The sequence below is a fragment of the Ruegeria sp. AG1 genome (assembly GCF_056541705.1).
The window spans coordinates 417,071-442,030 of sequence record NZ_JBQFYU010000001.1 but is presented as its reverse complement, the minus strand read 5'-3'; the positions used below and the strand labels follow the sequence as shown (position 1 = coordinate 442,030).

Here is a 24,960-nt window from a genome sequence, read left to right as displayed (position 1 = left end):
GCGATATGCTTCAAAGCCTGATTGACGTTATCCTGCCGGTCTTTCTGGTGATTGGCGCAGGCTATGCTGCGACCCGTTCGGGCTATTTCAAAGAGGTGCATGTCGACGGGTTGATGCGCTTCACGCAGGGCTTTGCTATTCCCTGCCTTCTGTTTCTGGCTATCGCCCATCTGGATCTGAGCGCCAGTTTCGACCCTCGGCTTCTGGCCAGTTTCTATTCCGCAGCCGGACTGTGTTTTACTGCGGGACTGTTCGGGGCACGGCTGATCTTTGGTCGTGATTGGGAAGACTGCGTCGCCATCGGCTTTTGCTGCCTGTTTTCGAACTCGGTCCTTCTGGGCCTGCCTATTACCGAACGCGCCTATGGCCCAGAAAGCCTGACGGGCAATTACGCCATCATCGCCTTCCACTCACCGTTCTGCTACGGCGTCGGGATCACTGTGATGGAGATCGTGCGCAATCGCGGCCATGGTGGCACAAAAATGGTGCGATCGGTTCTGTCTGCGATGTTCAAGAACGCGTTGATCCTTGGTATCGCGCTTGGCTTTGTCGTCAATCTGTCCGGGCTGGTCATTCCACAAGTGGTGGATGAGGCGCTGGAACTGGTGACTCGTGCTGCCCTACCCGGAGCCTTGTTCGCGCTGGGCGGCGTGCTTGTGAAATACAAACCCGAAGGCGATCTGCGCACGATCGCATATGTTTGCGGGATTTCTCTGATGTTGCACCCAAGCCTCGTGTGGCTGTTCGGAACATCCACAGGGCTGCCGCAAGACCTGTTCCGCTCCGGAGTGCTGAACGCAGCGATGGCCCCAGGTTTCAACGCCTATATTTTCGCCAACATGTACGGGCGCGCCAAACGGGTCGCGGCCTCGTCGGTGCTGATCGGAACCGCCGCTTCAATCCTGACCGTCTGGCTTTGGCTGACAGTTTTGGGCTAACACGCGCCTTGAAATAGAGAACCCGCGACACACTTACCGCTTAGGAACAGGAGTCCGGAATGCCGCACGCCATCATCGTTGCCCATGGTCAGCCCTCAGATCCGGAACCAGCTGAGGCATCGCTGGCCACGTTCGCCGCTGAGGTGAACGCGCTTGCGGCCGATGTGTCGGTCCATTCTGCCACGCTGGCCAATCCCGACGCACTTGAAGAGATGATGGACAGCCTGCCCCACGACACGGTAATTTACCCTTTGTTCATGGCCAAGGGATGGTTTGTGACCAGCGCCTTGCCCAAACGTATCGGGGATCGCAACTTGCGAATTTTGAGCCCGTTGGGAACGGACCCCATGCTTCCCGATCTTGTCAGCGACGCGTTGAAATCGGCCCTGAAGGAAAACGACTGGAGCGCAACTGCTTCCGATCTGATCATCGCCGCGCACGGCTCAGGCCGCAGTAGAAATCCCTCGGCCGTCGCAAAAGATTTTGCCGAGCACCTGTCGCATAGAATGGCGTTCCGCTCGATCCGCGTCGGATTTGTCGAGGAACCTCCGTCAATTTCCGATGCTGCCAATGGAGCGTCAGAGCAGTCGCTTTGCCTGCCCTTCTTCGCCTGTCGCGGAGGACACGTTCTGGAAGATGTCCCAGAAGAGCTGGAAAAGGCTCATTTCCGCGGCACTGTCCTGCCAGTGATCGGCGAATTGCCCCCGATACAGCGCCAAATCGCGGACACTCTGCAAGCGGCGTTTTCCACGGCCTGATCTCAGGACTGCGCCTTGAGGAGCGTGGAATAGAGCCGGTGGCACGATCTCCCCTCTCGCTTGGCTTGATACAGCGCGAGGTCCGAGGCCTGCAAAACATCCTCGGACCTCGGATTGTCAAAATGCGTAGACAAGGCCGTGCCGACACTTGCGGAGATACGGCAATCCTTGTCCTGAAAACTCATCGGTTGGTTCAGCCTTTCGATCAACCGTTCTGCGATCGCCGAAAGCCTGTCCGTGTTGGACAGGCCTTGAAAGATGATAACGAACTCATCCCCACCGATTCGTGCCACCGTGTCATCGTCTCGGGTTTCTTCGATCATGATCCGGGCGGCCTGCTGCAAAACGAAATCCCCAGCAGCATGTCCTAAACGGTCATTCACGGATTTGAAGTAATCCAGATCAATATGCATCACTGCAAATGGCGCGTTAGACGCGATCATCTGTCCTAGAAGGCTGTCCATCGCGCGCCGGTTTTTCACTCCGGTCAGAGTATCGGTATAAGCCTGCTCCTCTGCTGCGAGCATTGCGCCCTGTAGCCTGAGGTTCAGCGACCGAGACGCATCCATCGCGGCCGATTTCGCCTCAACCAGATAGAGAAGTTCGATCGCCAGATCAGTGCCGGAAAAATCAGCGCTGGTCAGGGCATAGTCGCGCACCGCGTCGAGGATCGAGATACCAAATGACAGGTTGATAACCGCCCCTTCCCCGCCCGGCAGCGGTGCGACAAGACCCTTAAGGGCCGTGCGCGGCTCATCATGAAATCTTAGGTGTAGATTCGCCCCGGCCGCCGCCATAAGCGCCGGCATCGTTGTTACCGTGCGGGGACGAACCATTTCGAAAATATCTAAAAAACATTGCCCCTCCATAACGCAGTTCGGGCGCAGCTTCTGCAATGTCGGACCGACGCGGAGGATGCGACCATCCTGGTCAACCAGCAGAAACATTGGACATAGGGTTTTCAGCAGTTCTGCAAGATCATCCATCCGCGTCATGCGCCCCGTGCCCCCAGATCGAATTGCCGTCCCTCGGCAAACGAGCTTTCGACAAGCAGGATCGAGATCACCTCAGCCTCGCCCTTCTGCCCGTCATGCGACAACATCACCAAAGCACCGTAATCATCTGCCATCGCACGCAAAACACCGACCATTGCGCTGGCATATCCGGGCAGCCCGGGCCCACAGATAAGCTGGAATTCGGTCTGCGAAAGCTCTTGCAATTCGAGGGCCGGAAGAGACAGATCGGAAACAGCCAACCGCACCCGATCCGCCAGATCATCAAGGGAATGGAGGAATTCGACATAAGTCACGCCGCCAAATCGCAACAGGCGGCGCAGCCCTTCGGTATTGGGATGTGAGACCAGATAGGTTCCTACGTCTTCAAGAATCTCGGGTCGCGGCCGGGCGAGCTCCGTACTGAGCGCATCCAGCAGAGAGGCCGTGATCGCGTCATCGTAGGTCAACATGGCCTCAAACTCGGAAAACCCCAATCCGGCCGAATCTGTCACGCGCTGCCAGCACGGCCGCCCGTAGGTTGCGCATACAAACGACTGTATTGCCCGATTGATCAGACCATGCATCAGATGCCTCAGATTGGTTGCATCCGTACTGTGGCCTGACACTCCTTAACAAATAGCCAAGAACCGCCGCTGATCAGCGGAAAGACCCATTAGTATCAAAACGATATCAAAAGTCCGTCGGTGCCCCACCTTCGGCTTTGCGGCGGGTGACGAACTCAGCCAGCTCCTCGCGAATACCCTCATCCAGAGGGGGTGCTTCGAAACTTCCGATGATCTCTTTGAAGATGTGATGCGCGCGCTCAGCGGTCCAAATACCTCCTGCGATCTCCCAGCCTTCGTAGTTCTTCCAGTCGCTCAGAAACGGTTGATAGAAGGCGGTCGTGTAGCGGTCCTGAGTGTGCTGAATGCCAAAGAAATGCCCGTCATTCCCGACCGCACGGATAGCGTCCAGGGCGATTTCATCCGGGCCGGTCGCGGTGAGATCATGATTCATATATCTCTGAATTTGCTGAAGGATTTCACAATCCATAATGAACTTTTCAGGACTTGCAATCAGCCCGCCCTCAAGCCATCCCGCAGCGTGATAGACCATGTTGGTCCCCGATTGCACCGACGCCCAGAGCGAGTTTGACGTCTCCCACACCGACTGCCCATCCGGCACATTCGCCGCACAGACGCCTGACGATCGCATCGGCAGACCATAGAAGCGCGCCATCTGGCCCGTCATCTGAGTGGCCCGCATATACTCTGGCGTCCCGAAAGCCGGGGCCCCGGATTTCATATCCACGTTCGAGGTAAAGGTTCCAATCACGCAGGGAATCCCCGGCCGCACATATTGGAACAGAGCGACAGCACAGAGCGCTTCGGCCAGAGATTGCGCCACCGCGCCAGCGATGGTGACAGGGGCCATCGCTCCGGCCAGGGTAAACGGCGTGACAACGATCGCCTGACCGCGCCGTGCCAGACGCAGGCAACCATCAATCATCGGGTGGTCGTGCTTCAGCGGTGAGGTCGAGTTGATGTTAGTGTACATCCGCGGCGTGGCCTCGAACTCTTCATGACTCAGCCCGCCCGCGATGCGGACCATCTCCATCACATCCTCGACCCGCTCTTTACCCAGCGAGTAGGCGTGCATCGCCTTATCCGTCAGGGTCAGCTTGTCATAAAGCACATCCAGATGGCGGATGCTGGCGTGAATATCGACCGGCTCAACCGGGTAGCCGCCGGCAAAATGGATGCAGTTGAAATACTGTGTCAGCTTCAGCAGGTTACGGCACATCTCGCGGTTGCCGGGAACTTTGGTTCCGATCTCCATATCCCAGTAATTCGGAGGGGAGGAGACGTTGCCGAACAGGATGTTCCGTCCACCAATCTCAATCGTCCGGTCGGGATTGCGCGGCGTGATCGTGAAACGGCTCGGGGCTTTTGCCACCATCTCCATCACGAAATCACGGTCCATCCGTACGTTGTCACCGTCTATCTTACAGCCTGCCTCACGCAAGATTCCGATCGCTTCTTCGTTATAGAACTCGACCCCGATCTCTTCGAGAATTCGCATGGCACCGTCGTGGATTGCCTCGATCCCGTCCGGACCCAGAGGCTCGGTCGGCGCATCGATATTGACCGGAGGGTTCCACGGCATCTGATCAATAGCCGCACTTCCCCTGCGCTCGGCAGCGCCAGCGCGCCCTCCGCTACGACGTCTGCGCGATTTGGTTCCGGCCATGTTCGCCTCCGTGCCAGTTGCCTGCTCTCAAGCAAGCCCGGGAAAGCGGGAACAGGCCGTTCCATCTGCGACAGATTTTGTCGTTTACGAGCCTTGAACCGCCGGAAACGGGTTCTGCAGATCTAGTTATCCGCCAACCAAGCCGGGATATGACCAATATCGGGCAAGACAACATCCGCCATCGGCGCAAGAACGTCGGCTTTGGCGAGACCGGTGAGGACTCCGATCGTGGTCATCCCTGCCGCGCGCCCGGCCTGCAAGTCGTGCAGGCTGTCGCCAACCATAGCGATGCGATCCGGCTGCACGCCGATATGCGCAGCGAAGGCCAGCAATTGGCCTGGGCCAGGCTTGAACCCGTGACCACTGTCATAACCGGCAATGAAGTCGAAATGGTCTTTGACGCCAACCGACTCCAAATGCTGAAGCGCCGGGTGCTCGCTGTCATTTGTGGCGACCCCCAGCTTGAGGCCGGCTTGTTTCAACGCATCCAGGAACGGCCCCAAAGGCACCGCCTGAGCTTGGGGCGCGGCTGCGGCCTCGGCATTCATCAACTCGATCAAGGCGTCACGCGGCATGCCATCGACATGCGGCAACATGGCTTCTGCGATTTCCTCAACGGTTCCCGCAATCACGACGCTATCAGGAGAATAGGTCTCGGTCTCAAGGTTGAAGCCGATGATCCGACCCAGCTCCGCCGCATGGTTCGAGTCATTCTCGGCCAAGCGCAACAACATGGTCCGTCCGAATGTGCCCCAGGTGTTGGCGAAGTCAAACAGCGTGCCGTCCTTGTCGAACACGATCGCATCTATTGGCATGAAAAGCTCCTGCAGAGTCAGGTCCAGTGAACGTCGGAACCACCCGACAACACCGCTTGTGCCTGAGCGGGTTGATCATACGGCACCGCCGCCGCGTCACAAAATGCCATGATCCACGAATCGTCAAGCATCAGGAAATCCAGAACCGAGGCCAGAAACTCGGGCTCACCTGCCCTGTCGCGCAGATCATTCGCCGCGGCGCCGGTCGAGCCGAGGAAAATGGGCAAAAGCTCCTCATTGCCGACCAACCATCCGAGGGCATTCAGAGCAAGAGTTTGGGCGGAATCTTCGGAAATCGACATAAACTGGCCTCGGTCCCCTGTCTTGGAAAGGGTTTGTTAACCAGACTCATAAACACTTTGTTCACGCATGCAATCAATGGTGAGCAACTATGTCCGTGCAGGGAACCATCCTTGTTTTAGATGGGGTATCTACAAACCGCATCATGCTGAAGGTTCAGCTGACGGCGGCGTGGTACCACGTGGTGCAAGGTGAGAAATTGGAAGGCCTCACCGCGCTCTTGCGGCGTGTGCGGCCTGATCTCGTGTTGACCGCACAAACGCTGCCCGACGGCACAGCGGCGGATGTCAAAAGCCTGATCACGGAAAATCCGGCCTTGGGCGACGTGCCCGTCGTGGCCCTGACCGCCCAGAATGACAAGCAAGCTCGATTGCGGGCTTTGGCCGATGGTCTGGATGATGTTCTGACCCACCCGTTCAAGGATACACTGCTGCTGGCCCGTATCCGCAGCCTCTTGCGCGCGCGCGCCGACACGCAGGACCTGCAATTGCGCGAGGACCCCCAGTCTCTTGGCCTGGCCGAGCCGGAGACCCCGCACGTTGCAGCCCCCAAACGGGCCCGCGTTGCGGTATTGGCGCAAACGCCACGCAACAGCGCGCTTTGGCAAAAGGCGCTTTCCGGGCAATCCCGCTATGCCCTGACCTCACACCACCAATCGGATCTTCAGGCCTTGCTCTCAGGCCCCGTCCCGGATGCAATCGTGGTCGAGCTGGATGCAGACCGGTCCGCGCTAAATATCCTGGCCGACCTCAGATCACGCGGGGCCACGCGTCATACGGTTCTGATTGGGGTGTTGAGCGACAACAACGCCGCCCGCGCGTCCGAGGCGTTGGATCGAGGGGCAGATGCCGTCTGCCTCGGCGGGTTCTGCGCAGATGAGATCGTCTTGCGGCTGGACAACCAGATTGCCCGCAAAAGCCGGATGGACAGGATGCGGGATTCGCTGAAGAAAGGGATTGCCGAGTCTTGGATCGACCCTCTGACCGGGTTGCAGAACCGCCGCTATGCCATGCGCGCCATCCAGCAGATTGCACAGCAATCGGCACAGACGGGGCGGGGTTTTGCCCTGATGCTTGCCGATCTGGATCATTTCAAGGCGATCAATGACGAATACGGTCATGCCAGCGGTGATTGCGTGCTGACCCAAGCGGCGGCACGGATGCAACAGGTCGTCGGTAAGGCGGGATTTGTCGCGCGCATCGGCGGAGAGGAATTCATGATCGCCATTCCGAACATCTCGCGCGCCAAGGCACTGACAATGGCAAGCACCCTGTGCGAGGCGATTTGTGCAGTACCTTTCCGCCTGCCCGATCAGCGCACACCGATTGCCGTAACCATCAGTGTGGGCCTGAAAATGTCTGCTCCGGCCTATCTGTCACAAGACGAGGCCGAACCCGTCGAGCAGTTGATCAAATCCGCTGACAAAGCGCTATACGCGGCCAAACAGGCCGGGCGCAACCAAGTGCAGATCAGGCAAAGCGCGGCCTGATCGCCTCAGTGCTTTTTCTTGTGACCGCGCGGGCCGCGTTTAACGACTTCTTCCAGACGAGTCGCATAGGTCTGGCGTTCTTCGTCGCTCATTTGTGTGACCAGAACCAACCATTTCTCTTGAAGCGCCGCCTGCAAGTCCGCGGTCGCCTGCGCCTGCTGCTGCAGCAATCGTGTGACGGATTCGGGATCGAAGGGAACGGCCCGCAACGCCTCAGTCACAACCATGAAGTCCTGAGATCGCCCCTTGGCCCCTTTGCCGTGCAGGCCGGATAGCTCTCCCCTCAGGGATTTGCGGTCCTCTTTTGGCAAGGCACGGTACAATGCGGGCCCAAAGCCCGGCGGTGCCTTGGCGTGATCGCTATTCTTCAGCCGCAATACGCTGCCGACAGCGACCCCGATGATCAACAGGTTGATCGCCAGAGAGAGAGTCAGAACGATCGGCATCCAACGGCGCTTCGGTTTTGGATCAGTGCTCATTCCGTACTCTCCAGAAAACTGGTGTCAAATCCAAGGTCGGCCGCCAGAACGCTGCCATCCGTTGTGCCGAACAGGCCGACCGTATCCGGCAGAACGGCAGGTGCAAAAAACCCAATGAAAATCCCGGTGACGCTGGCGGCAGCCAGACCGCTAAAGCCCTGCCATCCACCGATATTCTCCAGAAGGCGTGACCACAGGGACCGTTCAGGGCGCGCGTGTTTCGCCAATCGCCTTAGCCGAGTGGTCTCAGCGTCTGTCTGGATACGCACGGCAAGATCATCCGGCAACTCGGGTCGGTCCTTGCGCGCCTGAGCAAACAGGTTTTCCAGTTCCATGTCGTCATCAGCCATCGTCATACCCCAGTTCTTCCCGCCGTCCGGCCAATATGGCCGACAAAGCCCGCTTTCCACGCGCAGTCAAGCTCTCAACCGCTTCTACCGACAGGCCCATGACCCCGGCAATCTCGGGGTTGGACAGTTCCTCAATATGCCTCAACACGACGGCTTGTCGCTGTCGGTCGGGCAATTGCATAAGCGCGACCTGCAACGCGTCATGGCGCGCCGTGTCCTGCATTTTCTCAACCACGCTGGCCGCGTTGTCGGGCGGCTCAACCTCCTCGGGCAGCTGCTCGAGCGTCTTTTTACGCTTACGGTCCAGACACAGGTTCAGCGTCACCCGATAGAGCCAGGTTGACACTTTGGCCGTGCCCGGCACCCATTTGGGGGCCATCTGCCACAGCCGCATCATGGCATCCTGCGTCACATCCTCGGCCTCGGCCCGATTCCCCAGCATGCGCAGAGAGACCGAGTAGCAACGCGGGCCCAGCCGGTCCGTCAGGATCCGCGCCGCCCCGGCATCGCCATCGGCAAACATCCTCAGCAACCTATCGTCACCAAGGTCGTCCGCGACGCACCCCGCGCCGCGAACGTCTTGAGGGTGGGAGGTCAGATCCTCCATCCTGCATCAGCTATCGTCAGCGTCCGATTTCTGGCGCTTCTTGTGATGCTTGCCCATCTTGTCTTTTGCATCGGCAAATTCCTGTTCCGAGATACCGCCGCTGCTATCCGCGTCGATCCGATCAAACATCTTGTCAGCCCGGCGCGGTTTGGGCAACTCATCGGTGCTGAGAACCCCATCGCCATTCGCGTCATGTTTCTCGAACATCTTGGTCACACGATCATTGGCCTTCTGCTGGGCCGCAGCCTGCATCTCCTCGACGCTCAACTGTCCATCGCCGTTAGTATCAGCCTTTGTGAAGCGCTGTGCGCGATGAGCCTGCATCTCTTCTTTCGTGATCTGACCATCCGCATTGGCGTCCAGTTCCTGAAACGAGACAGGCTCACGATCCTTTGGGCCTGCTGCCAGGGCCGACGTACCTGTGATCGCCACTGCCGACAGAACGATTGCCGGGATGAATTTCGAGTTCTTCATATCGGTTTCCCCATATTGGCGCGACCTGATTGCCGCTGCTCATATCCATTCAAACGCGGCACCAGCGGGTTTCCGTCGAAAAAAGTTTAGCGAAGGATCAGCAGGTCACGAACGCTTGCCCTACCCAAGCGATGCAAAGCGACGCACCCCCCTTTTCTATTCCGGCAAACAGGCCCATTATCCGCCAAAGATAGATGCGCGAGTTACATTATCATGGATCAAACGATCACCCCCGCAGTGGAAGAAGAGCGCGAAACATGGCCTGCTTTGATCAAAGGCTTTCGTTGCAAATGCCCGAAATGTGGTGAAGGCAAGCTGTTGCACAGCTACCTGAAGGTCAACGACAGCTGCTCAAATTGCGGGCAAGAGCTGTTTCACCACCGCGCAGATGATGGCCCCGCCTATCTGACGATTCTGCTGGTCGGGCACCTGTTGGCGCCTGCTTTGCACGTGTCATACGTGCATTGGCGCCCGGATCCGTGGACCATGGCCATCGGGTTTTCCATCGGCTGTATAGCGCTGTCGCTGTTCCTGTTGCCCCGCCTGAAAGGGGCGGTCGTAGCCTATCAATGGGCGCGGCGCATGCATGGGTTCGAGAAAGCCGCGTGACCGCAGCGGGCACCAGCATGAGCGTCGACAAGACCGCCATCCGCAACGCGGCAACCGTCATCGTATTGCGGGACCGTTTTACCGCGCCCTCGATCCTGATGGGGCAACGCGGGGCCAAAGCGGCGTTCATGCCGAACAAATTCGTGTTTCCAGGCGGCGCGGTCGACCCCGAGGATGCAAGCATCCCACTGGCCGCCCCGCTGCCTCAACTCTGCTATGATCGCTTGGCCGAGCAAGCCGATGCTGACCTACAGCAGGCGCTTGCCGTCGCAGCCATTCGAGAGTTGTGGGAGGAAACCGGGATGGTCCTCGGCCAGCCTGGTGAATGGGAGGGCGATGCTCCGTCGGATTGGACCAGCTTTGCGGCTTTGGGATTCAAACCCTCGGCCGAGGCGCTGCAGTTTGTGTTCCGCGCCGTTACCCCTCCGGGTCGGCCTAGACGGTTTGATGCGCGGTTCTTTCTGGTCGATGCACAGGCGATTCACGGAGATCTGGACGATTTCAGCCGCGCCTCGGATGAGTTGTCGCACCTGCAATGGGTAAAACTAGATGAGGTCCGCAACTTCGACCTGCCCTTCATCACCGAGGTCGTGCTGGCCGAGATCACGGCTCGGGTCACCGACCCGACACCGCCATCTTCTGTCCCGTTCTTTCTGAACAATGATGAGGCCAGCCTGTTCCAAAGGCTCAGGGGGTACCCCATGCCCGAGGTTGATTGACCCCAACCTTATTTCATGCGGCTGATCACAACCGTGACTTCAGGCTTTTTGCCGATCTCAGCTTTGGCCGTCTGACGCACGATCCGGCGCATGGCCTCTTCCAGCTTGTCATCGTCGCGCAGGGTCTTGGCCTCGGCCCGCATCAGAAACTGGTTCAGGTCTTCCTCAAGCACCTCAACAAGCGCCGCGCGAGAGGTTCCGATCTCCGGCAGGCCCATCGTATCGCACCATGGCTCACCCAGAGGCTCGTCCTCTTCATCCAGAATGACGGTCACAGTCACGTGGCCGTTCAGCGCCATGCGGATTCGGTCGCGCACAACCCCGTCCAGCGCCCCGACCTTGACCGTGCCATCCAGATAGGTCCGCCCGGTTTCGACATAGTCGACAACCTTCGGCGCGTTGCCGGTCAAATCCAGCATGGTCCCGTTGACGGCCAGAACACCCGTACGTCCACCAGCCTCGGCCAATTTGGCATGTTCACGCAGGTGGCGATGTTCGCCATGCATCGGGATCACCATCTGCGGGTCGATCAACTCATGCACCTTCTCTAGATCAGGCCGGTTGGCATGGCCCGATACGTGATAAAGGCCCGAGCTGTCATCCACCACATCCACGCCCTTTTCGCTGAGCTGATTGATGATGAAAATCACACCACGCTCATTGCCGGGAATGGTTTTCGAGGAGAACAGGAACAGATCGCCCTCTTTCAACTCGATGCCGCGGTATTTACCACGAGCCAGCTGCGCGCTGGCGGCACGGCGTTCGCCCTGACTGCCGGTCACAATCAGCATCAGGTTCTGACGCGGAAGCTCTACGGCCTCTTCGGCATTGATCACTTTGGGGAAATCCGACAAAATGCCGGTTTCCGTTGCAGCTTCGATCATCCGGCGCATGGCCCGGCCCAAAAGCACGACCGAACGCCCGGCCCGCTGGCCAGCCTCGGCCAAGGTCTTAACCCGCGCGACGTTCGAGGCGAATGTGGTCGCCACGACCATACCTTCAGCGCTTTCGACAAGCTTGGTGATCTCGGGTCCGACCTCGGACTCTGAGCGTCCGGGGTGGTTTGAGAACACATTTGTGCTGTCACAGACTAGGGCCTTCACGCCGGATTTGGCGACATCAGCCCAGAGATCGGGGGCAAACGGTTCGCCCACCACCGGGTTTGTGTCCAGCTTGAAGTCCCCCGAATGCACGATCCGCCCTTCGGGCGTGTCTATCACCAGCGCGGCGCTTTCGGGGATCGAGTGCGATACTGGCAGAAAGCCAACGGTGAATGGCCCGGCTGAGACCTGCTCGGGCCAAGCGGAGGCCGTGCGGACGGCGTCTTCAGGGTGGCCGTGTTCTTCCATCTTACGACGGGCAATATTGGCGGTGAAGGCGCGCGCATAGATCGGCGCCCCCAGCGCTTCATAGCAATGCGCCACGGCGCCCACGTGGTCTTCGTGCGCGTGGGTGACAAAAACCGCCTCAAGCCGGTCAGCGCGTTCCTGCAGCCATGAGATATCGGCATGGATGAGGTCTACACCCGGCGTCGTGTCCATGTCAGGGAAGGTCACACCCAGATCGACGAGGATCAGACGTTCCTTGCCCGGCGCGCCGTAGCCATACACATAGGCGTTCATGCCGATTTCACCGGCCCCGCCCAGTGGCAGGTAGATCAGTCTTTCGCTGCTCATTTTGAGCCATTTTCCTTGTTATAGCGATGGATCACGGTCAGCCCGTGCATCGTCAGATCATCTTCGATTGCGTCGAACCCCACGTCGGCCTGATCGAACAAGGGTGCGAGCCCTCCGGTTCCAACGACTTTCATCGGCATTCCGTATTCGGTCTTGATGCGGGCGATCAGCCCCTCGATCAGACCGGAATAGCCCCAATACACGCCCGATTGGATACAGCCAACCGTATTCGTACCAATCACCTTTTCCGGGCGGGTAATGTCGATATGTGGCAGGGCGGCGGCCCCTTGGTGCAGGGCCTCAAGGCTCAGGTTTACGCCCGGCGCGATGACGCCTCCGACATAGGCCCCATCAGAGGCGACGACGTCAAAGTTGGTCGCGGTTCCGAAATCGACAACCACAACGTCTCCGCCATGACGGTCAAAGGCCCCCACTGCATTGGCGAGGCGATCAGGCCCCGGCACCGTGCCTTCGTCAATGCGTGGGGCGACAGGCAAAAGGCAATCCGGTTTACCCACAACTAGCGGACGGCAACCAAAGAACCGATCCGCAAAGATGCGCAGATTGAAAACCACGCGCGGCACGGTCGAGGCGATGACAACATCGGTAATGTCAGCCTCGATCCCGTAGTGTTTCACCAGTGTGGAATACCAGGTGAAATAGGCATCCGCCGTGCGCGAATGATGGGTCGAGGTGCGCAGGGTACACAGAAATGTCTCACCATCCCAGATCGAGAAAACGGTATTTGTATTGCCGCAGTCGATGGCCAGAAGCATCTGAGCCCCCTTCAGAAAAACACGTCCGCCGCAGGAATGCTCACACGGCCTTTGGCGGTGTTTAGGACAAGGTTGCCCCCCGCGTCTACCGTTTCGAAGGTACCAACCGTTTCCGACGTGGCGGTACGGGCGGTAATGACCTCACCCAGCCGCGCTGCGCGGGCCAACCATGCCGTGCGGATCGGTTCAAAGCCGTAAGTGACGAATTGGGTTTCATAGCCGGCATAAGCGATGGCGAGTTCGGTCAAAAAATCCTCAGGCGTGACATGCGCACCGGTTTCCGAAAGCAGAGAAACCGGGCGAACGGCACCCGGCTCAACCGCGTCTGCGCCAGGGGCTTCGGTCAGATTGACGCCGATCCCAATCGACAGATGTGAAACTCCGCGCCCCTGCCCCGTGCTTTCCAGCAATATCCCCGCAAGCTTGCCGCCGTTCAGCAAAACATCATTGGGCCATTTTAGCGACAAACCTGACGCTCTGCCGGTCACAGCGACACAGGCATCGAACAAGGCCAAAGCCGCTACGAAGCTGCGCAGAGCCGCACTCTCCGGATCACCTTGAGGGCGCATCAGAAGGGTCGAGGCCAAATTGCCCTTGGGATTGGCCCAAGCCCGCCCTCGCCTGCCGCGCGCTGCGGTCTGGTGATGTGCCATGATCCACACGGGGCCTTGCGCCGTGGGTGCAAGACGCGCGGCTTCGTTCAGCGTGCTGTCCACCTCTTGCAAAATGTGCAGGCCGTACCCGTCAGGCCAACTGCTCATGTCAGTAAGGCCCGCTTGCGTGGGTGCGCAGTTGCATCGTGTTGGCGGCTTTCATCAATTGACAAGCGTGGCTGCAGCAGCGGACGCAGCGCCCTCGACACCGAACTGGTAGAACACGCCGATCAGCATCAAAGCCGCCGATCCCATCAAGGCCACCCACAATACAGGGTTTGAACGCGTTTCGATGGGTTCTTCATTCTCGGCACCGAAATACATAAAGAAGACGATCCGCAGATAGTAGAACGCACCGATGACCGAGGCGATGGCCGACACGATCACCAACCCGGTCAGACCCGCGCTGACACCCGCCTGCCATACACCGAACTTGGCAAAGAACCCAAGCATGGGCGGTACACCCGCCAAGCTAAACATCAGGATCAGAACGGCCAGAGCCTTTCCCGGATCGCGCTTGGAATACTGCCGCAAGGCGTCGATGTCGGTGACCGGTTTGCCGTCGCGCTCCATCATCAGGATGAAGGCGAAGGTGCCGATATTCATCGTCACGTAGATCGCCAGATACATCAGCATGGCTTTCACGCCCGGCTCGGTTCCCGCAGCCAGACCGATCAGCGCATAGCCCATATGGGCAATCGAGGAAAACGCCATCAGACGTTTGATGTCACGCTGGCCAATGGCGGCAACCGCGCCCAACAGCATGGACAGAACCGACAGCAACACGATCACCTGCTGCCAATCCTTCACGATGCCTCCAAACGCGTCATGCAGCAGGCGCGCGAACAGCGCCATCGCAGCCACTTTCGGAGCTGTTGCAAAGAAGGCTGTGATCGGGGTCGGAGACCCTTCGTACACATCCGGGGTCCACATGTGGAAGGGCACGGCCGAAACCTTGAAGGCCAGACCCGAGATCAGGAAGATCAGACCAAAGAGCAGACCGATCGAGACGTCTCCGGCTTGAACAGTGGCGATGATGCCCGAGAACAGCGTGGTGCCGGTGAACCCGTAAACCAACGACGCGCCATAGAGCAGCAGGCCAGAGCTAAGCGCACCTAGAACGAAATACTTCAGACCCGCTTCTGTGGATTTAGCACTGTCCCGGCGCAGCGCCGCCACGACATAGAGCGACAAGGATTGAAGCTCCAACCCCATGTAAAGCGACATCAGATCGCCCGCGCTGACCATCATCATCATCCCGACTGCAGCCAATGCGACCAGCACAGGGTACTCAAACCGCAGCAGGTTGCGGCGGGCCATGTAGTCCTGGCTCATGACCAGAACGGCAGCGGCGGAAAGTAAGATGGCAACCTTGGAAAACCGCGCAAAGCCGTCATCCACGAACATTCCATTGAACGCCACGTTGGTCCCGTCACCGTTGCTTGAGATCCAAATCGCCAGAAGCGTCATTAGACCTGCCGTGGACCAGACCAATGCCGGAGCCAGCTCGTCCTTCTTTGTGTAAACGGCACCGATCAGAGCAGCCATCGCATATACGGCCAGAACGATCTCTGGCAGGATTATCGTCAGATCAGCCTGGATCATGTCTCCAAAGCTCCCTTAATGCGAAGCGGCCGTCTGGGTCGCAGCTTCAGCCGCGGCCAGAGCCGTATCATAGTTCGAAATCAGTGCAGCGGTCGAGTTACCGATCACATCGGTCACCAGCGACGGGTAGACGCCCAGCAGGATGGTCATCACGATGAGCGGCGCAAAGATCAGCCGCTCACGCGAGCTCATGTCGGTCATCGCCTTGAGGCTTTCCTTGATCAGATCGCCGAACACGACCCGACGGTAAAGCCACAGCGCATACCCTGCCGAGAAGATCACGCCGGTCGCAGCCACTGCGGTTACCCAGGTGTTGACCTGGAATGCGCCCATCAGGGTCAGGAATTCGCCGATGAAGCCCGAGGTTCCCGGCAGGCCGACATTGGCCATGGTGAACAACATGAAGACCAACGCATAGGCGGGCATCCGGATCACCAGACCTCCGTACGCGTCAATATCACGGGTGTGCATCCGGTCGTAGATTACGCCGACGCACAGGAACAGCGCGGCCGAGATAAAACCGTGGCTCAGCATCTGGAAGATCGCGCCATCAATACCCTGCTGGTTCGCCGCGAAAATCCCCATGGTCACAAAGCCCATGTGCGCGACCGATGAATAGGCGATCAGCTTCTTCATATCCTCCTGCACCAGCGCCACGAGCGAGGTGTAGACAACGGCGATGGCTGACATCCACAGAACCAGATCGGTCATCACCGCCGAGCCAACCGGGAACATCGGCAGGCTGAAGCGTAGGAAGCCATAGCCGCCCATTTTCAACAGGATCGCCGCCAGCACGACCGAACCCGCCGTCGGGGCCTGCACGTGCGCGTCCGGCAACCAGGTATGCACCGGCCACATCGGCATCTTCACCGCGAAGGATGCAAAGAATGCCAGGAACATTAGCGTCTGCATCCCGCCGACGATGTAGACGCCCATCACGCTAAAGCTTTCGGACGAGAACTGATGGGTCATCAGCGCCTCGATATCCGTAGTGCCAGCATCCGCGTACATCGCAACCATCGCCACCAGCATCAGCACCGAGCCGAGAAAGGTATAGAGAAAGAACTTGAAGCTGGCGTAGATGCGATCCTTACCGCCCCAAATGCCGATGATCAGGAACATCGGGATCAGGCCTGCCTCGAAGAACAGGTAGAACAGCACCAGATCCAGCGCCATGAACACGCCCAGCATCAGCGTTTCCAGCAGTAGGAACGAGATCATGTATTCCTTGACCCGTTCGGTCACGTTCCAGCTGGCCAGAATGGTCAGGGGCATGATGAAGGTAGTCAGCAACACGAACAGCACGCTGATGCCATCGACGCCCATCTTGTACTTTAGACCCATCAGCCACTCACCCTCTTCCACCATCTGGAAGCCGGTGTTCGAAGGATCAAAGCCCGTGTAGATGCCAATCGACACAAGGAAGGTAACAGTGGTCGCCAACAGCGCCACCCACTTGGCATTCCGCTGCGCCGCCGCATCATTTCCGTGCAGGAACAGAGCCAGAATACCCGCAGCAATGGCCGGAATGAAGGTCACGATCGAGAGGATATTGTCCATTACTGCGCCCCTCCGCCGATCGACATCCAGGTCACAAGGGCCGCGATGCCCAGCACCATCCAGAAGGCATAGGTAAAGATGTACCCGGTCTGCGCCTTGCCTGCGAGGCGGGTGAAGAAGGGAACAACGCCCATTGCTACTCCGTTCAGGAAGCCATCAATTGTGTTGCCATCGCCGCGCTTCCACAGAAGGCGGCCAAGGGCCAGAGTGGGTTTGACGAAGACCGCATCATAGATCTCGTCAAAGTACCATTTGTTCAGCAGGAACAGGTAAAGCGGGCGCTGGTTTGCAGCCAGACGCGCGGGCAGCGACGTGTTTACGATATAGAACCAGTAGGCCACGACAAACCCAAGCAGCATCGCCACGAAAGGCGATACCTTAACCCATTTCGGGACGGCATGGGCGTCATCCAGCACGGTATTGTCCGGTGCGATATACAAAGCGCCCTCACCCGGTTCGCCCGCGAAGACATAGTGATGATCTCCGTGGCCGTCTTTCTTGCCATGCGCCTCATCTGCATGATCATCCCCGTGCGCCTCATCCGAGTGGGCATCGGCATGATCGTCACCGTGATGCTCTTCGGCGGTACCATCGGCAACATGCTCGGCATGGGTCGCTTCGTCATGACCTTCACCATGCGCTGAGGCCTCGGCCACCGGGATCCCGTAGAACTTCCCGACCTTGTCCGTGTGACCGAAGAAGTTGCTGTACCAGATCATCCCTGCAAAAACCGCGCCCAGCGACAGAACACCCAGAGGGATCAGCATCACCTTCGGGCTTTCATGCGCGTGTTCATGGGTATGTTTGTCCCCACGCGGCTCGCCATAGAAGGTCAGGAAAATCAGACGCCAGCTGTAGAACGAGGTGAAGACCGCAGCGATAACCAGCATCCAGAAGGCATAGCCCGTGCCGCCCGCAAAGGCGCTTTCAATGATTGCATCCTTTGACAGGAACCCGGCAAAGCCGAAGGTGGTCAGCGGGATACCGACACCCGTGATGGCCAGCGTTCCGATCATCATCGCCCAGAACGTATAGGGAATTTTCTTCCGCAGCCCGCCGTATTCGGTCATTTCCTGCTCGTGATGCATCGCATGGATCACCGAACCAGCCCCGAGGAACAAAAGCGCCTTGAAGAAAGCGTGCGTCAGCAGGTGGAACATCGCCGCCGAGTACATGCCGACGCCTGCGGCCACGAACATATAGCCCAGCTGCGAACAGGTCGAATAGGCGATGACGCGCTTGATGTCGGTCTGCACCAGACCCACGGTCGCCGCAAAAAACGCAGTCGAGGCCCCAAGGAAGGTGATGAAACCGGTCGCACCTGGCGCGAACTCCATCAGCGGCGACATGCGGCAGACAAGGAAGACACCCGCCGTAACCATCGTCGCGGCGTGGATCAAGGCCGATACAGGCGTCGGGCCTTCCATCGCGTCCGGCAACCATGTGTGCAGGATCAACTGCGCCGATTTCCCCATCGCGCCGATGAACAGAAGGACACAGATCACCTCAACCGCGTTCCACTCACCCCAGAGAAAGCTGAGTTGCATTTCCGACAGGTCTGAGGCCGAGGCAAAAATATCCGAGAAGTTGATGCTGTCAGTCAGCAGGAAGATCGCGAAAATCCCCAGCGCAAAGCCGAAATCGCCAACCCGGTTGACGATAAACGCCTTCATGGCCGCCGCATTGGCGCTGGACTTGCGATAATAGAAACCGATCAGCAGGTATGAGGCGACGCCCACGCCCTCCCAGCCGAAGAACATCTGTACCAGATTGTCGGCAGTCACCAGCATCAGCATCGCGAAGGTGAAGAAGGACAGATAGGCAAAGAAGCGCGGCTTATAGCTTTCGCCCTCGCGCCATTGCGGGTCGTGATCCATGTAGCCGAATGAATAGAGGTGCACGAGCGCCGAGACAGTCGTCACCACGATCAGCATGATCGCGGTCAGGCGGTCCAGACGAATGGCCCAGCTTGTTGAAAGCGAGCCGCTCTCGATCCAGCGCAGGATTTCGATCTGTTGGGTCTGACCATCGAAAGCCAGGAACACGATCCACGACAGCAGACAGGCCAGAAACAACAGGCCCGTCGCAGTCCACATGGCGGCTTTCTCACCGATGAACCGCCAGCCGAACCCGCAGATCAGAGCGCCCACGAGCGGGGCAAAGAGGATGGTGGTTTCCATAGTTCTCTCAGCCCTTCATCATATTGACGTCTTCAACCGCGATAGTGCCACGGTTGCGGAAGAAGCAGACCAGAATGGCCAGACCAATCGCCGCCTCTGCCGCCGCAACGGTCAGCACGAACAGCGTGAACACCTGCCCGACCAGATCGCCGAGGAAGCTGGAAAACGCCACAAGGTTGATATTCACCGCCAGCAGCATCAATTCGATGCTCATAAGCAGGATGATGACGTTCTTGCGGTTCAGGAAGAGACCGAAGATGCCGATGACAAACAGCGTCGCCGCGACCGTAAGATAGTGTTCAAGTCCGATCATCTTCTCAAAGTCCCTGCCCCGGTTTAACGTCCTTCAACTCCATCGCCTTGGCCGGGTCGCGCATCATCTGGCCGACGATATCCTGACGCTTGATGTCTTGACGGTGGCGCAGGGTCAGTACGATGGCACCGATCATGGCCACCAGCAGGATCAGGCCCGCCAGTTGGAACAGAAGGAAATATTGATCGTAAAGAATAACGCCCAGCGCTTCGGTGTTGTGGCGGTCGCTCGGGACAGGTTGCGCCAGATTGGCCTCAACGGCTTGCGCGCTGTCCCATGCCCCGAACGCCATGATGAACTGCATCAGAATGACCAGACCGATCAGCAAAGCCAATGGCATATAACGCGCCATCTCGGCCTTCAGCTCGGCAAAGTCCACGTCCAGCATCATCACCACGAAAAGGAATAGCACCGCGACCGCGCCCACGTAGACGATGATCAACAACATCGCCACAAACTCGGCCCCCAGCAGTACGAACAGCCCAGCCGAGGACAGGAAGGACAAGATCAGCCACAACACCGAGTGCACCGGCTGACGGCTGATCACCGTGAACAGTCCGCCGGTGATGGCGCTGATGGCAAACAGGTAGAAGGCAAAGACGGTCATTGATCCTCATCCTCGTTGTCGCCCATGACCTCCTGCGCCAGATCCAGCGCACGGGTCATGGCCGGAATGCCAGCAAAGACGGACATCTGACCGATCGTTTCCACGATCTCTTGTTTCTTTGCGCCCGCCTCAAGCGCATGGCGCACGGTCTGCCGTACGGCCGAGTCTGCCTGAGCGCCCTGACAGGTCAGCCCGGCCAGCGTCAGCAGCAGACGGGTCTTGGCATCCAGCCCGTCCTTGTTGACGGTGTTGCCGAACATCATTTCCATGACCTCTTTGGGCATGGTCGGCCATAGGTTCTCAAACCCCTTTGGCGAGAAATTCTCCATCGCCGGGTTCATTGCCTTGGCCATGTCCTGTGCTTGCTTCATCATCAGCTCAAACGGATTTGTCGGAGTGTCACTCATCTGTACGGCGCATCCATTTCCAGATTGCGGGCGATTTCGGCTTCCCAGCGTTCACCGTTGTCGAGCAGTTTTTCCTTGTCGTAAAACAGCTCTTCCCTTGTTTCTGTGGCGAATTCGAAGTTCGGACCTTCTACAATTGCATCGACCGGGCAGGCCTCCTGGCAGAAACCGCAATAGATGCATTTGGTCATGTCGATATCGTAGCGCGTGGTGCGACGGCTGCCGTCTTCGCGCGGTTCGGCGTCAATGGTGATGGCTTGCGCCGGGCAGATCGCCTCGCAAAGTTTGCAGGCGATGCAGCGTTCCTCGCCGTTAGGATATCGACGCAAGGCGTGCTCGCCGCGGAACCGAGGCGATAGAGGGCCTTTTTCATGCGGATAATTCACGGTGGCCTTGGGGGCGAAGAAGTATTTTAGCCCCAGCTTCATGCCGACCCAGAAGTCTTGCAGCAGGAAATACTTGGCAGCGCGGGTGTAGTCGATTTGGGTCATCAAGATGCCTCCACCTTGGATACGGCAGCAGTATGCGAAATGCGTAGCTTCGTAAACTGATCATCGTCGGCGTCACTTGCGACCTCGTGGTCGTGCCATCGCCGGACATAGTCCGTCTGCAAAGCGCGATTCCACGGGTGCGCCTGCGCTCCCTTGCGGACCTCGTAGTAAAGATACACTCGTTGGTTGGGAACTTTGCCGCGCATACGTGGTCGTTTACCGGTCAATGCCGGATCTGCGATCTCAAGTTCCTTGTCCCGTGGCATTTCAGGCAACATCACGCAGTCTAACACCTCGAACCCACAACCATGTTTCCAATAGCCGTACACGAGTTCCGGCCCGAACTGATAGAAACCGTGCGCGAACCAGTTGTTGCCGGGTGAACAGGCAGACAAAACTCCGACCGGAGCCAGCAGAGTGTTGAGGTTGTTCATGCAGGTGGCTACGTCGAAGATATGCTCGGTCGTACCGCCGTCATAGATTAGATCATATTGGCCAGCCCAACCCTCCGGTACCGGTGCATTGAGGTCGTGTATCAAACTCGCGCCTTCAAAGTCGGAAATGTCCAGAGATTCAACAGACGTTGCGCCCAATGCCCGAAAGAACGTCTCGGCATATCCATCTTCTTGCTCAAGGTCTGCAAAACGCAGATCGAACTTTGTCTCGCTAAGCACCCGGTCTAGGGCAGACTTGAGCCGATCCTTGACCTGAATACGGTGCCGACCCAGCATCAGAACGCGGTGGCCCACTCCATGTGTGTCCGCGTGGCGGATCAGCTTTTTGGCGGCGCTATAGTCAATACCCACGTGCTTAGCCTCCTACGCTCCAACGTGCGAATGCGCCCCAGAACCAGTCGAATTTTGCCGCGAAGGCCACGAACACTACCCAGGCCAACGAGAAAGGAAGGAATACTTTCCAACCCAGACGCATCAACTGGTCATAGCGGTAGCGGGGTGTGATCGCTTTTACCATCGCGAAGAGGAAGAAGAAGAACGCCATCTTCGCGACCATCCATAGCACACCGTCAGGCAGGCCCGGGATCGGCGACAGCCAGCCGCCGAAAAACAGCAGCGTGGTCAGCGCGCACATTAGAAAGATGGCGATGTACTCGCCCGCCATGAACAGCAGGAAGGGCGTGGCCGAGTATTCGACCTGATAGCCTGCGACCAGTTCTGATTCCGCTTCGGGCAAATCGAACGGGGGTCGGTTGGTTTCCGCCAGCGCCGAGATGAAGAACAGGAAGACCATCGGGAAATGCGGCAACCAGTACCAGCTGAAGAAACCGAACGAGCCATCCTGTGCACGGACGATGTCGCCAAAGTTCATCGAGCCCGTCGAGATAATCACGCCGATGATGATCAGGCCGATTGACACCTCGTAAGAGATCATCTGCGCCGCAGAGCGCAACGAACCAAGGAATGGGTACTTTGAGTTCGACGCCCAACCGCCCATAATCACGCCATAAACCTCAAGCGAGGATACGGCGAAGACATAGAGGATCGCCACATTCAGATCAGACAACACCCAGCCGTCGTTGAACGGGATCACGGCCCAGGCGATCATTGCCAGCACGAAAGAGGTCAGCGGGGCAAGGATGAACACGGTGCGGTCCGCGCCTGCCGGGATGACGACTTCTTTGACCACATATTTCAACGCGTCAGCGACTGTTTGCAACAGACCGTAAGCGCCCACCACATTGGGCCCCCGGCGCATCTGAACAGCCGCCCAGATCTTGCGGTCACCATAGACAAGGAACAACAGCGAGATCATCACAAAGGCCACAACGGCAAGCACCTGCGCCAGGACGATCAGGGCGATGCCGCCCGGTGTGTTAAAGAAATCAGCCATTGGTCCTCACACCGTGGGTCGTCGGGGAAATCTCTGCGGGACGCATCATTCTGCAGCCATCCTGTCTGTGTTTTTCGCCTGCGCCGACAGCTCGGCCATCAGTTGCGAGGCTCGCGCGATCGGGTTGGTCAGGTAGAAATCCTTAACCGCATTGTGGAAACTCGCCTTGCCCAGTGAACCAGCCTCAAGCGGCTGCACCTCGTTCTCGATCACCTCGTCGATACGCGCCAGATGCGGCACCGCCTCGATCAACGCGGTTCGCAATTGCGCCAAAGAGTCGAAGGGCAGAGTTGCCCCTAACTCGGCCGAGAGTGCACGCAGGATAGCCCAGTTTTCCTTGGCCTCACCCGGTGCGAAACCCGCACGCATAGCCAGCTGTGGGCGGCCTTCGGTGTTGACGAACAACCCGTTTTCCTCGGTATAGGCGGCGGCAGGCAGGATAACATCAGCTCGGTGCGCGCCACGGTCCCCATGGCTGCCCTGATAGATGACGAATGCGCCGTCTCCGATTTCGACCTCATCCGCGCCGAGGTTATAGATCACATCAGCCGCGCTGATCGCGTCCATACCGCCCGCGTTGGTGGCATCCAAATCCATCGCGCCCACGCGCGCGGCAGCAGTATGCAAGATGATCAACCCACTTTCGGTATTGCTTGCAATGGCTTGCGCGGCGGCCAGAACAGCGGCGCCATCTGCCTCTTGCAGCGCTCCTTGCCCTACAATGACCAAAGAGCGTTTTGCTTTGATCTCATCATTGCCGCCCATCTCGACGACCTTTTGCAACGCTCCGCGGTCGTCGCCCATGTGGTGGTATTCATAGGTCAGATCGGCCGCCGGACCAACCAGAGCCACCTCGGCCCCATGCGCCCAAGCCTTACGGATACGAGCGTTCAGAACCGGAGCCTCATCGCGCGGGTTGGTACCGATCAGCAGAATGCGCTCGGCCATGTCGATATCTTCAATCGCGGCGGTCCCGGCATAGGCTCCACGGTTGCCCGCAGGCAGCTTGGCCCCGTCTGTACGGCATTCGACAACACCGCCTTGTCCTTCGATCATCTGTTTCAGCGCAAAGATCGCCTCAACCGGGGCAATATCACCGACGAGACCCGCCGGTTTTTCGGCCCCTTTCAGCGCTTCAGCGGCTTTGGTCAGCGCCTCGGGCCACGAGGCCGGGCGCAGCTTGCCGTTTTCGCGCACGTAAGGACGGTCCAAGCGCTGACGGCGCAACCCGTCCCAGACGAAACGGGTTTTGTCGCTGATCCATTCCTCGTTCACGCCGTCATGGTTGCGCGGCAGGAACCGCATCACTTCACGCCCTTTGGTGTCCACGCGGATGTTCGACCCCAAGGCATCCATCACGTCAATGCTCTCGGTCTTGGTCAATTCCCACGGACGCGCGGTGAAGGCATAGGGCTTCGAAGTCAGCGCCCCCACGGGGCACAGATCAATGATGTTACCCTGCAGGTTCGAGTGCAGCGTCTGGTTCAGGTATGAGGTGATCTCGGCATCCTCGCCCCGCCCCGTCTGACCCATCTGAGTGATGCCGGCGACCTCGGTCGTGAAGCGTACGCAGCGCGTACAACTGATGCAGCGGGTCATCGCGGTGCCGACCAGCGGCCCCAGATCCAGATCGTCAACGGCGCGCTTGGCTTCTTTGAAGCGCGAACCCGAAACACCATAGGCCATCGCCTGATCCTGCAGGTCGCACTCCCCCCCCTGATCACAGATCGGGCAGTCCAGAGGATGGTTGATCAGCAAAAACTCCATCACCCCTTCGCGGGCCTTCTTGACCATGGGCGAGTTCGTCTTGACCTGAGGCGGTTGCCCTTCCGGCCCGGGACGCAGATCCCGCACCTGCATTGCGCAGGAGGCCGCAGGTTTCGGAGGGCCGCCCACGACCTCAACCAGACACATCCGGCAGTTCCCCGCAATCGAAAGACGTTCGTGGTAGCAGAAGCGCGGCACCTCGACCCCGGCCTCTTCACAGGCCTGGATCAGGGTCATGGCACCATCGACTTCGATTTCCTGCCCGTCGATATTGATCTTGCGGAGGTCAGACAT

At 58.6% G+C, this 24,960-nt stretch carries 27 protein-coding genes; 5 read left to right on the top strand and 22 right to left on the bottom strand.

Annotated elements, in window-relative coordinates:
* Positions 1-5 precede the first annotated feature (5 nt).
* On the top strand, positions 6-938 hold the full coding sequence (locus ACR0B5_RS02200; protein WP_480538119.1) for an AEC family transporter: 933 nt from the start codon (positions 6-8) through the stop codon (positions 936-938).
* A 59-nt stretch (positions 939-997) separates the two neighbouring features.
* Entirely contained in the window at positions 998-1,696 is a 699-nt protein-coding gene (locus ACR0B5_RS02195) for a CbiX/SirB N-terminal domain-containing protein (protein WP_480538117.1), read from the top strand.
* A 2-nt stretch (positions 1,697-1,698) separates the two neighbouring features.
* Here ACR0B5_RS02195 and ACR0B5_RS02190 read toward each other — a convergent pair whose 3' ends face one another.
* The 5 genes from ACR0B5_RS02190 to ACR0B5_RS02170 form a co-directional block, all read right to left on the bottom strand.
* A complete protein-coding gene (locus ACR0B5_RS02190) occupies positions 1,699-2,691 on the bottom strand; it encodes a diguanylate cyclase domain-containing protein (RefSeq protein WP_480538115.1) in 993 nt (330 codons plus the stop codon).
* Entirely contained in the window at positions 2,688-3,275 is a 588-nt protein-coding gene (locus ACR0B5_RS02185) for a heme NO-binding domain-containing protein (protein ID WP_170642979.1), read from the bottom strand. Before ACR0B5_RS02185 ends, ACR0B5_RS02190 begins: the two co-directional genes overlap by 4 nt.
* 106 nt (positions 3,276-3,381) lie before the next feature.
* Positions 3,382-4,941 (bottom strand): trimethylamine methyltransferase family protein, encoded by a 1,560-nt coding sequence (locus ACR0B5_RS02180; RefSeq protein WP_480538113.1) that lies wholly within the window; start codon positions 4,939-4,941, stop codon positions 3,382-3,384.
* A 122-nt stretch (positions 4,942-5,063) separates the two neighbouring features.
* Positions 5,064-5,756, bottom strand: a complete 693-nt coding sequence (locus ACR0B5_RS02175) for an HAD family hydrolase (protein ID WP_480538111.1) — start codon at positions 5,754-5,756, stop codon at positions 5,064-5,066.
* A 17-nt stretch (positions 5,757-5,773) separates the two neighbouring features.
* Positions 5,774-6,058 (bottom strand): DUF3572 domain-containing protein, encoded by a 285-nt coding sequence (locus ACR0B5_RS02170; protein WP_170375177.1) that lies wholly within the window; start codon positions 6,056-6,058, stop codon positions 5,774-5,776.
* Positions 6,059-6,147: 89 nt separating this feature from the next.
* Here ACR0B5_RS02170 and ACR0B5_RS02165 point away from each other — a divergent pair, with 89 nt between their 5' ends.
* Positions 6,148-7,545, top strand: a complete 1,398-nt coding sequence (locus ACR0B5_RS02165) for a diguanylate cyclase (protein ID WP_480538109.1) — start codon at positions 6,148-6,150, stop codon at positions 7,543-7,545.
* Positions 7,546-7,550: 5 nt separating this feature from the next.
* Here the strand turns inward: ACR0B5_RS02165 and ACR0B5_RS02160 are convergent, their stop codons facing one another.
* From ACR0B5_RS02160 to ACR0B5_RS02145, 4 genes are read right to left on the bottom strand one after another with little or no spacing between them, the layout of a single operon-like run.
* Entirely contained in the window at positions 7,551-8,024 is a 474-nt protein-coding gene (locus tag ACR0B5_RS02160; protein ID WP_170554359.1) for a periplasmic heavy metal sensor, read from the bottom strand.
* Positions 8,021-8,374, bottom strand: a complete 354-nt coding sequence (locus ACR0B5_RS02155) for a hypothetical protein (RefSeq protein WP_170554357.1) — start codon at positions 8,372-8,374, stop codon at positions 8,021-8,023. Before ACR0B5_RS02155 ends, ACR0B5_RS02160 begins: the two co-directional genes overlap by 4 nt.
* On the bottom strand, positions 8,367-8,981 hold the full coding sequence (locus ACR0B5_RS02150) for an RNA polymerase sigma factor (RefSeq protein WP_480538107.1): 615 nt from the start codon (positions 8,979-8,981) through the stop codon (positions 8,367-8,369). The genes ACR0B5_RS02155 and ACR0B5_RS02150 overlap by 8 nt, the downstream gene beginning before the upstream one ends.
* Before the next feature lie 6 nt (positions 8,982-8,987).
* On the bottom strand, positions 8,988-9,455 hold the full coding sequence (locus ACR0B5_RS02145) for an EF-hand domain-containing protein (protein WP_170467857.1): 468 nt from the start codon (positions 9,453-9,455) through the stop codon (positions 8,988-8,990).
* 213 nt (positions 9,456-9,668) lie between these two features.
* Between ACR0B5_RS02145 and ACR0B5_RS02140 the strand changes: the two genes are divergently transcribed.
* Both ACR0B5_RS02140 and ACR0B5_RS02135 read left to right on the top strand, forming a co-directional pair.
* Positions 9,669-10,064, top strand: a complete 396-nt coding sequence (locus ACR0B5_RS02140) for a DUF983 domain-containing protein (RefSeq protein ID WP_480538105.1) — start codon at positions 9,669-9,671, stop codon at positions 10,062-10,064.
* 17 nt (positions 10,065-10,081) lie between these two features.
* The gene (locus ACR0B5_RS02135; protein WP_480538103.1) at positions 10,082-10,783 is read left to right on the top strand and encodes an NUDIX hydrolase; all 702 of its coding nucleotides are present in this window, start codon (positions 10,082-10,084) and stop codon (positions 10,781-10,783) included.
* Between the two features lie 8 nt (positions 10,784-10,791).
* Here the strand turns inward: ACR0B5_RS02135 and ACR0B5_RS02130 are convergent, their stop codons facing one another.
* Genes ACR0B5_RS02130 through nuoG form a run of 13 tightly spaced genes read right to left on the bottom strand, consistent with a single transcriptional unit; the run spans position 10,792 to position 24,960 of the window.
* Positions 10,792-12,459 carry a ribonuclease J gene (locus ACR0B5_RS02130; RefSeq protein ID WP_480538101.1) on the bottom strand — a complete coding sequence of 556 codons (1,668 nt, stop codon included), beginning with the start codon at positions 12,457-12,459 and terminating at the stop codon, positions 10,792-10,794.
* Complete coding sequence (locus ACR0B5_RS02125) at positions 12,456-13,235, bottom strand: type III pantothenate kinase (protein WP_170554347.1); 780 nt, start codon at positions 13,233-13,235, stop codon at positions 12,456-12,458. The genes ACR0B5_RS02130 and ACR0B5_RS02125 overlap by 4 nt, the downstream gene beginning before the upstream one ends.
* Before the next feature lie 11 nt (positions 13,236-13,246).
* Positions 13,247-13,996: a biotin--[acetyl-CoA-carboxylase] ligase gene (locus tag ACR0B5_RS02120; protein ID WP_170691963.1), complete on the bottom strand. Its 750-nt coding sequence runs from the start codon at positions 13,994-13,996 to the stop codon at positions 13,247-13,249.
* 54 nt (positions 13,997-14,050) lie between these two features.
* Positions 14,051-15,493, bottom strand: coding sequence for an NADH-quinone oxidoreductase subunit NuoN (gene nuoN, locus ACR0B5_RS02115; protein ID WP_480538098.1), 1,443 nt, complete (start codon positions 15,491-15,493; stop codon positions 14,051-14,053).
* Positions 15,494-15,508: 15 nt separating this feature from the next.
* A complete protein-coding gene (locus ACR0B5_RS02110) occupies positions 15,509-17,053 on the bottom strand; it encodes an NADH-quinone oxidoreductase subunit M (protein ID WP_170554341.1) in 1,545 nt (514 codons plus the stop codon).
* Positions 17,053-19,233, bottom strand: a complete 2,181-nt coding sequence (gene nuoL / locus ACR0B5_RS02105; protein ID WP_170554339.1) for an NADH-quinone oxidoreductase subunit L — start codon at positions 19,231-19,233, stop codon at positions 17,053-17,055. The genes ACR0B5_RS02110 and nuoL overlap by 1 nt, the downstream gene beginning before the upstream one ends.
* Before the next feature lie 7 nt (positions 19,234-19,240).
* A complete protein-coding gene (gene nuoK, locus ACR0B5_RS02100; protein WP_005984024.1) occupies positions 19,241-19,546 on the bottom strand; it encodes an NADH-quinone oxidoreductase subunit NuoK in 306 nt (101 codons plus the stop codon).
* Positions 19,547-19,550: 4 nt separating this feature from the next.
* Positions 19,551-20,153: an NADH-quinone oxidoreductase subunit J gene (locus ACR0B5_RS02095; protein ID WP_170467877.1), complete on the bottom strand. Its 603-nt coding sequence runs from the start codon at positions 20,151-20,153 to the stop codon at positions 19,551-19,553.
* Positions 20,150-20,560 carry a carboxymuconolactone decarboxylase family protein gene (locus tag ACR0B5_RS02090; protein WP_170375147.1) on the bottom strand — a complete coding sequence of 137 codons (411 nt, stop codon included), beginning with the start codon at positions 20,558-20,560 and terminating at the stop codon, positions 20,150-20,152. Before ACR0B5_RS02090 ends, ACR0B5_RS02095 begins: the two co-directional genes overlap by 4 nt.
* Complete coding sequence (gene nuoI / locus ACR0B5_RS02085; RefSeq protein WP_039524264.1) at positions 20,557-21,051, bottom strand: NADH-quinone oxidoreductase subunit NuoI; 495 nt, start codon at positions 21,049-21,051, stop codon at positions 20,557-20,559. The genes ACR0B5_RS02090 and nuoI overlap by 4 nt, the downstream gene beginning before the upstream one ends.
* Positions 21,051-21,857: a class I SAM-dependent methyltransferase gene (locus ACR0B5_RS02080; RefSeq protein WP_480538095.1), complete on the bottom strand. Its 807-nt coding sequence runs from the start codon at positions 21,855-21,857 to the stop codon at positions 21,051-21,053. Before ACR0B5_RS02080 ends, nuoI begins: the two co-directional genes overlap by 1 nt.
* Before the next feature lie 4 nt (positions 21,858-21,861).
* Positions 21,862-22,899, bottom strand: a complete 1,038-nt coding sequence (gene nuoH / locus ACR0B5_RS02075) for an NADH-quinone oxidoreductase subunit NuoH (protein ID WP_170467881.1) — start codon at positions 22,897-22,899, stop codon at positions 21,862-21,864.
* Between the two features lie 45 nt (positions 22,900-22,944).
* A complete protein-coding gene (gene nuoG / locus ACR0B5_RS02070; RefSeq protein ID WP_480538093.1) occupies positions 22,945-24,960 on the bottom strand; it encodes an NADH-quinone oxidoreductase subunit NuoG in 2,016 nt (671 codons plus the stop codon).

Excerpts from the sequence above, each read along its gene's own strand:
- ACR0B5_RS02200 (WP_480538119.1), top strand. The coding sequence starts at position 6 with ATGCTTCAAAGCCTGATTGACGTTATCCTGCCGGTCTTTCTGGTGATT.
- ACR0B5_RS02195 (WP_480538117.1), top strand. The coding sequence starts at position 998 with ATGCCGCACGCCATCATCGTTGCCCATGGTCAGCCCTCAGATCCGGAA.
- ACR0B5_RS02190 (WP_480538115.1), bottom strand. The coding sequence starts at position 2,691 with ATGACGCGGATGGATGATCTTGCAGAACTGCTGAAAACCCTATGTCCA.
- ACR0B5_RS02185 (WP_170642979.1), bottom strand. The coding sequence starts at position 3,275 with ATGCATGGTCTGATCAATCGGGCAATACAGTCGTTTGTATGCGCAACC.
- ACR0B5_RS02180 (WP_480538113.1), bottom strand. The coding sequence starts at position 4,941 with ATGGCCGGAACCAAATCGCGCAGACGTCGTAGCGGAGGGCGCGCTGGC.
- ACR0B5_RS02175 (WP_480538111.1), bottom strand. The coding sequence starts at position 5,756 with ATGCCAATAGATGCGATCGTGTTCGACAAGGACGGCACGCTGTTTGAC.
- ACR0B5_RS02170 (WP_170375177.1), bottom strand. The coding sequence starts at position 6,058 with ATGTCGATTTCCGAAGATTCCGCCCAAACTCTTGCTCTGAATGCCCTC.
- ACR0B5_RS02165 (WP_480538109.1), top strand. The coding sequence starts at position 6,148 with ATGTCCGTGCAGGGAACCATCCTTGTTTTAGATGGGGTATCTACAAAC.
- ACR0B5_RS02160 (WP_170554359.1), bottom strand. The coding sequence starts at position 8,024 with ATGAGCACTGATCCAAAACCGAAGCGCCGTTGGATGCCGATCGTTCTG.
- ACR0B5_RS02155 (WP_170554357.1), bottom strand. The coding sequence starts at position 8,374 with ATGGCTGATGACGACATGGAACTGGAAAACCTGTTTGCTCAGGCGCGC.
- ACR0B5_RS02150 (WP_480538107.1), bottom strand. The coding sequence starts at position 8,981 with ATGGAGGATCTGACCTCCCACCCTCAAGACGTTCGCGGCGCGGGGTGC.
- ACR0B5_RS02145 (WP_170467857.1), bottom strand. The coding sequence starts at position 9,455 with ATGAAGAACTCGAAATTCATCCCGGCAATCGTTCTGTCGGCAGTGGCG.
- ACR0B5_RS02140 (WP_480538105.1), top strand. The coding sequence starts at position 9,669 with ATGGATCAAACGATCACCCCCGCAGTGGAAGAAGAGCGCGAAACATGG.
- ACR0B5_RS02135 (WP_480538103.1), top strand. The coding sequence starts at position 10,082 with ATGAGCGTCGACAAGACCGCCATCCGCAACGCGGCAACCGTCATCGTA.
- ACR0B5_RS02130 (WP_480538101.1), bottom strand. The coding sequence starts at position 12,459 with ATGAGCAGCGAAAGACTGATCTACCTGCCACTGGGCGGGGCCGGTGAA.
- ACR0B5_RS02125 (WP_170554347.1), bottom strand. The coding sequence starts at position 13,235 with ATGCTTCTGGCCATCGACTGCGGCAATACAAATACCGTTTTCTCGATC.
- ACR0B5_RS02120 (WP_170691963.1), bottom strand. The coding sequence starts at position 13,996 with ATGAGCAGTTGGCCTGACGGGTACGGCCTGCACATTTTGCAAGAGGTG.
- nuoN (WP_480538098.1), bottom strand. The coding sequence starts at position 15,493 with ATGATCCAGGCTGATCTGACGATAATCCTGCCAGAGATCGTTCTGGCC.
- ACR0B5_RS02110 (WP_170554341.1), bottom strand. The coding sequence starts at position 17,053 with ATGGACAATATCCTCTCGATCGTGACCTTCATTCCGGCCATTGCTGCG.
- nuoL (WP_170554339.1), bottom strand. The coding sequence starts at position 19,233 with ATGGAAACCACCATCCTCTTTGCCCCGCTCGTGGGCGCTCTGATCTGC.
- nuoK (WP_005984024.1), bottom strand. The coding sequence starts at position 19,546 with ATGATCGGACTTGAACACTATCTTACGGTCGCGGCGACGCTGTTTGTC.
- ACR0B5_RS02095 (WP_170467877.1), bottom strand. The coding sequence starts at position 20,153 with ATGACCGTCTTTGCCTTCTACCTGTTTGCCATCAGCGCCATCACCGGC.
- ACR0B5_RS02090 (WP_170375147.1), bottom strand. The coding sequence starts at position 20,560 with ATGAGTGACACTCCGACAAATCCGTTTGAGCTGATGATGAAGCAAGCA.
- nuoI (WP_039524264.1), bottom strand. The coding sequence starts at position 21,051 with ATGACCCAAATCGACTACACCCGCGCTGCCAAGTATTTCCTGCTGCAA.
- nuoH (WP_170467881.1), bottom strand. The coding sequence starts at position 22,899 with ATGGCTGATTTCTTTAACACACCGGGCGGCATCGCCCTGATCGTCCTG.
- nuoG (WP_480538093.1), bottom strand. The coding sequence starts at position 24,960 with ATGTCTGACCTCCGCAAGATCAATATCGACGGGCAGGAAATCGAAGTC.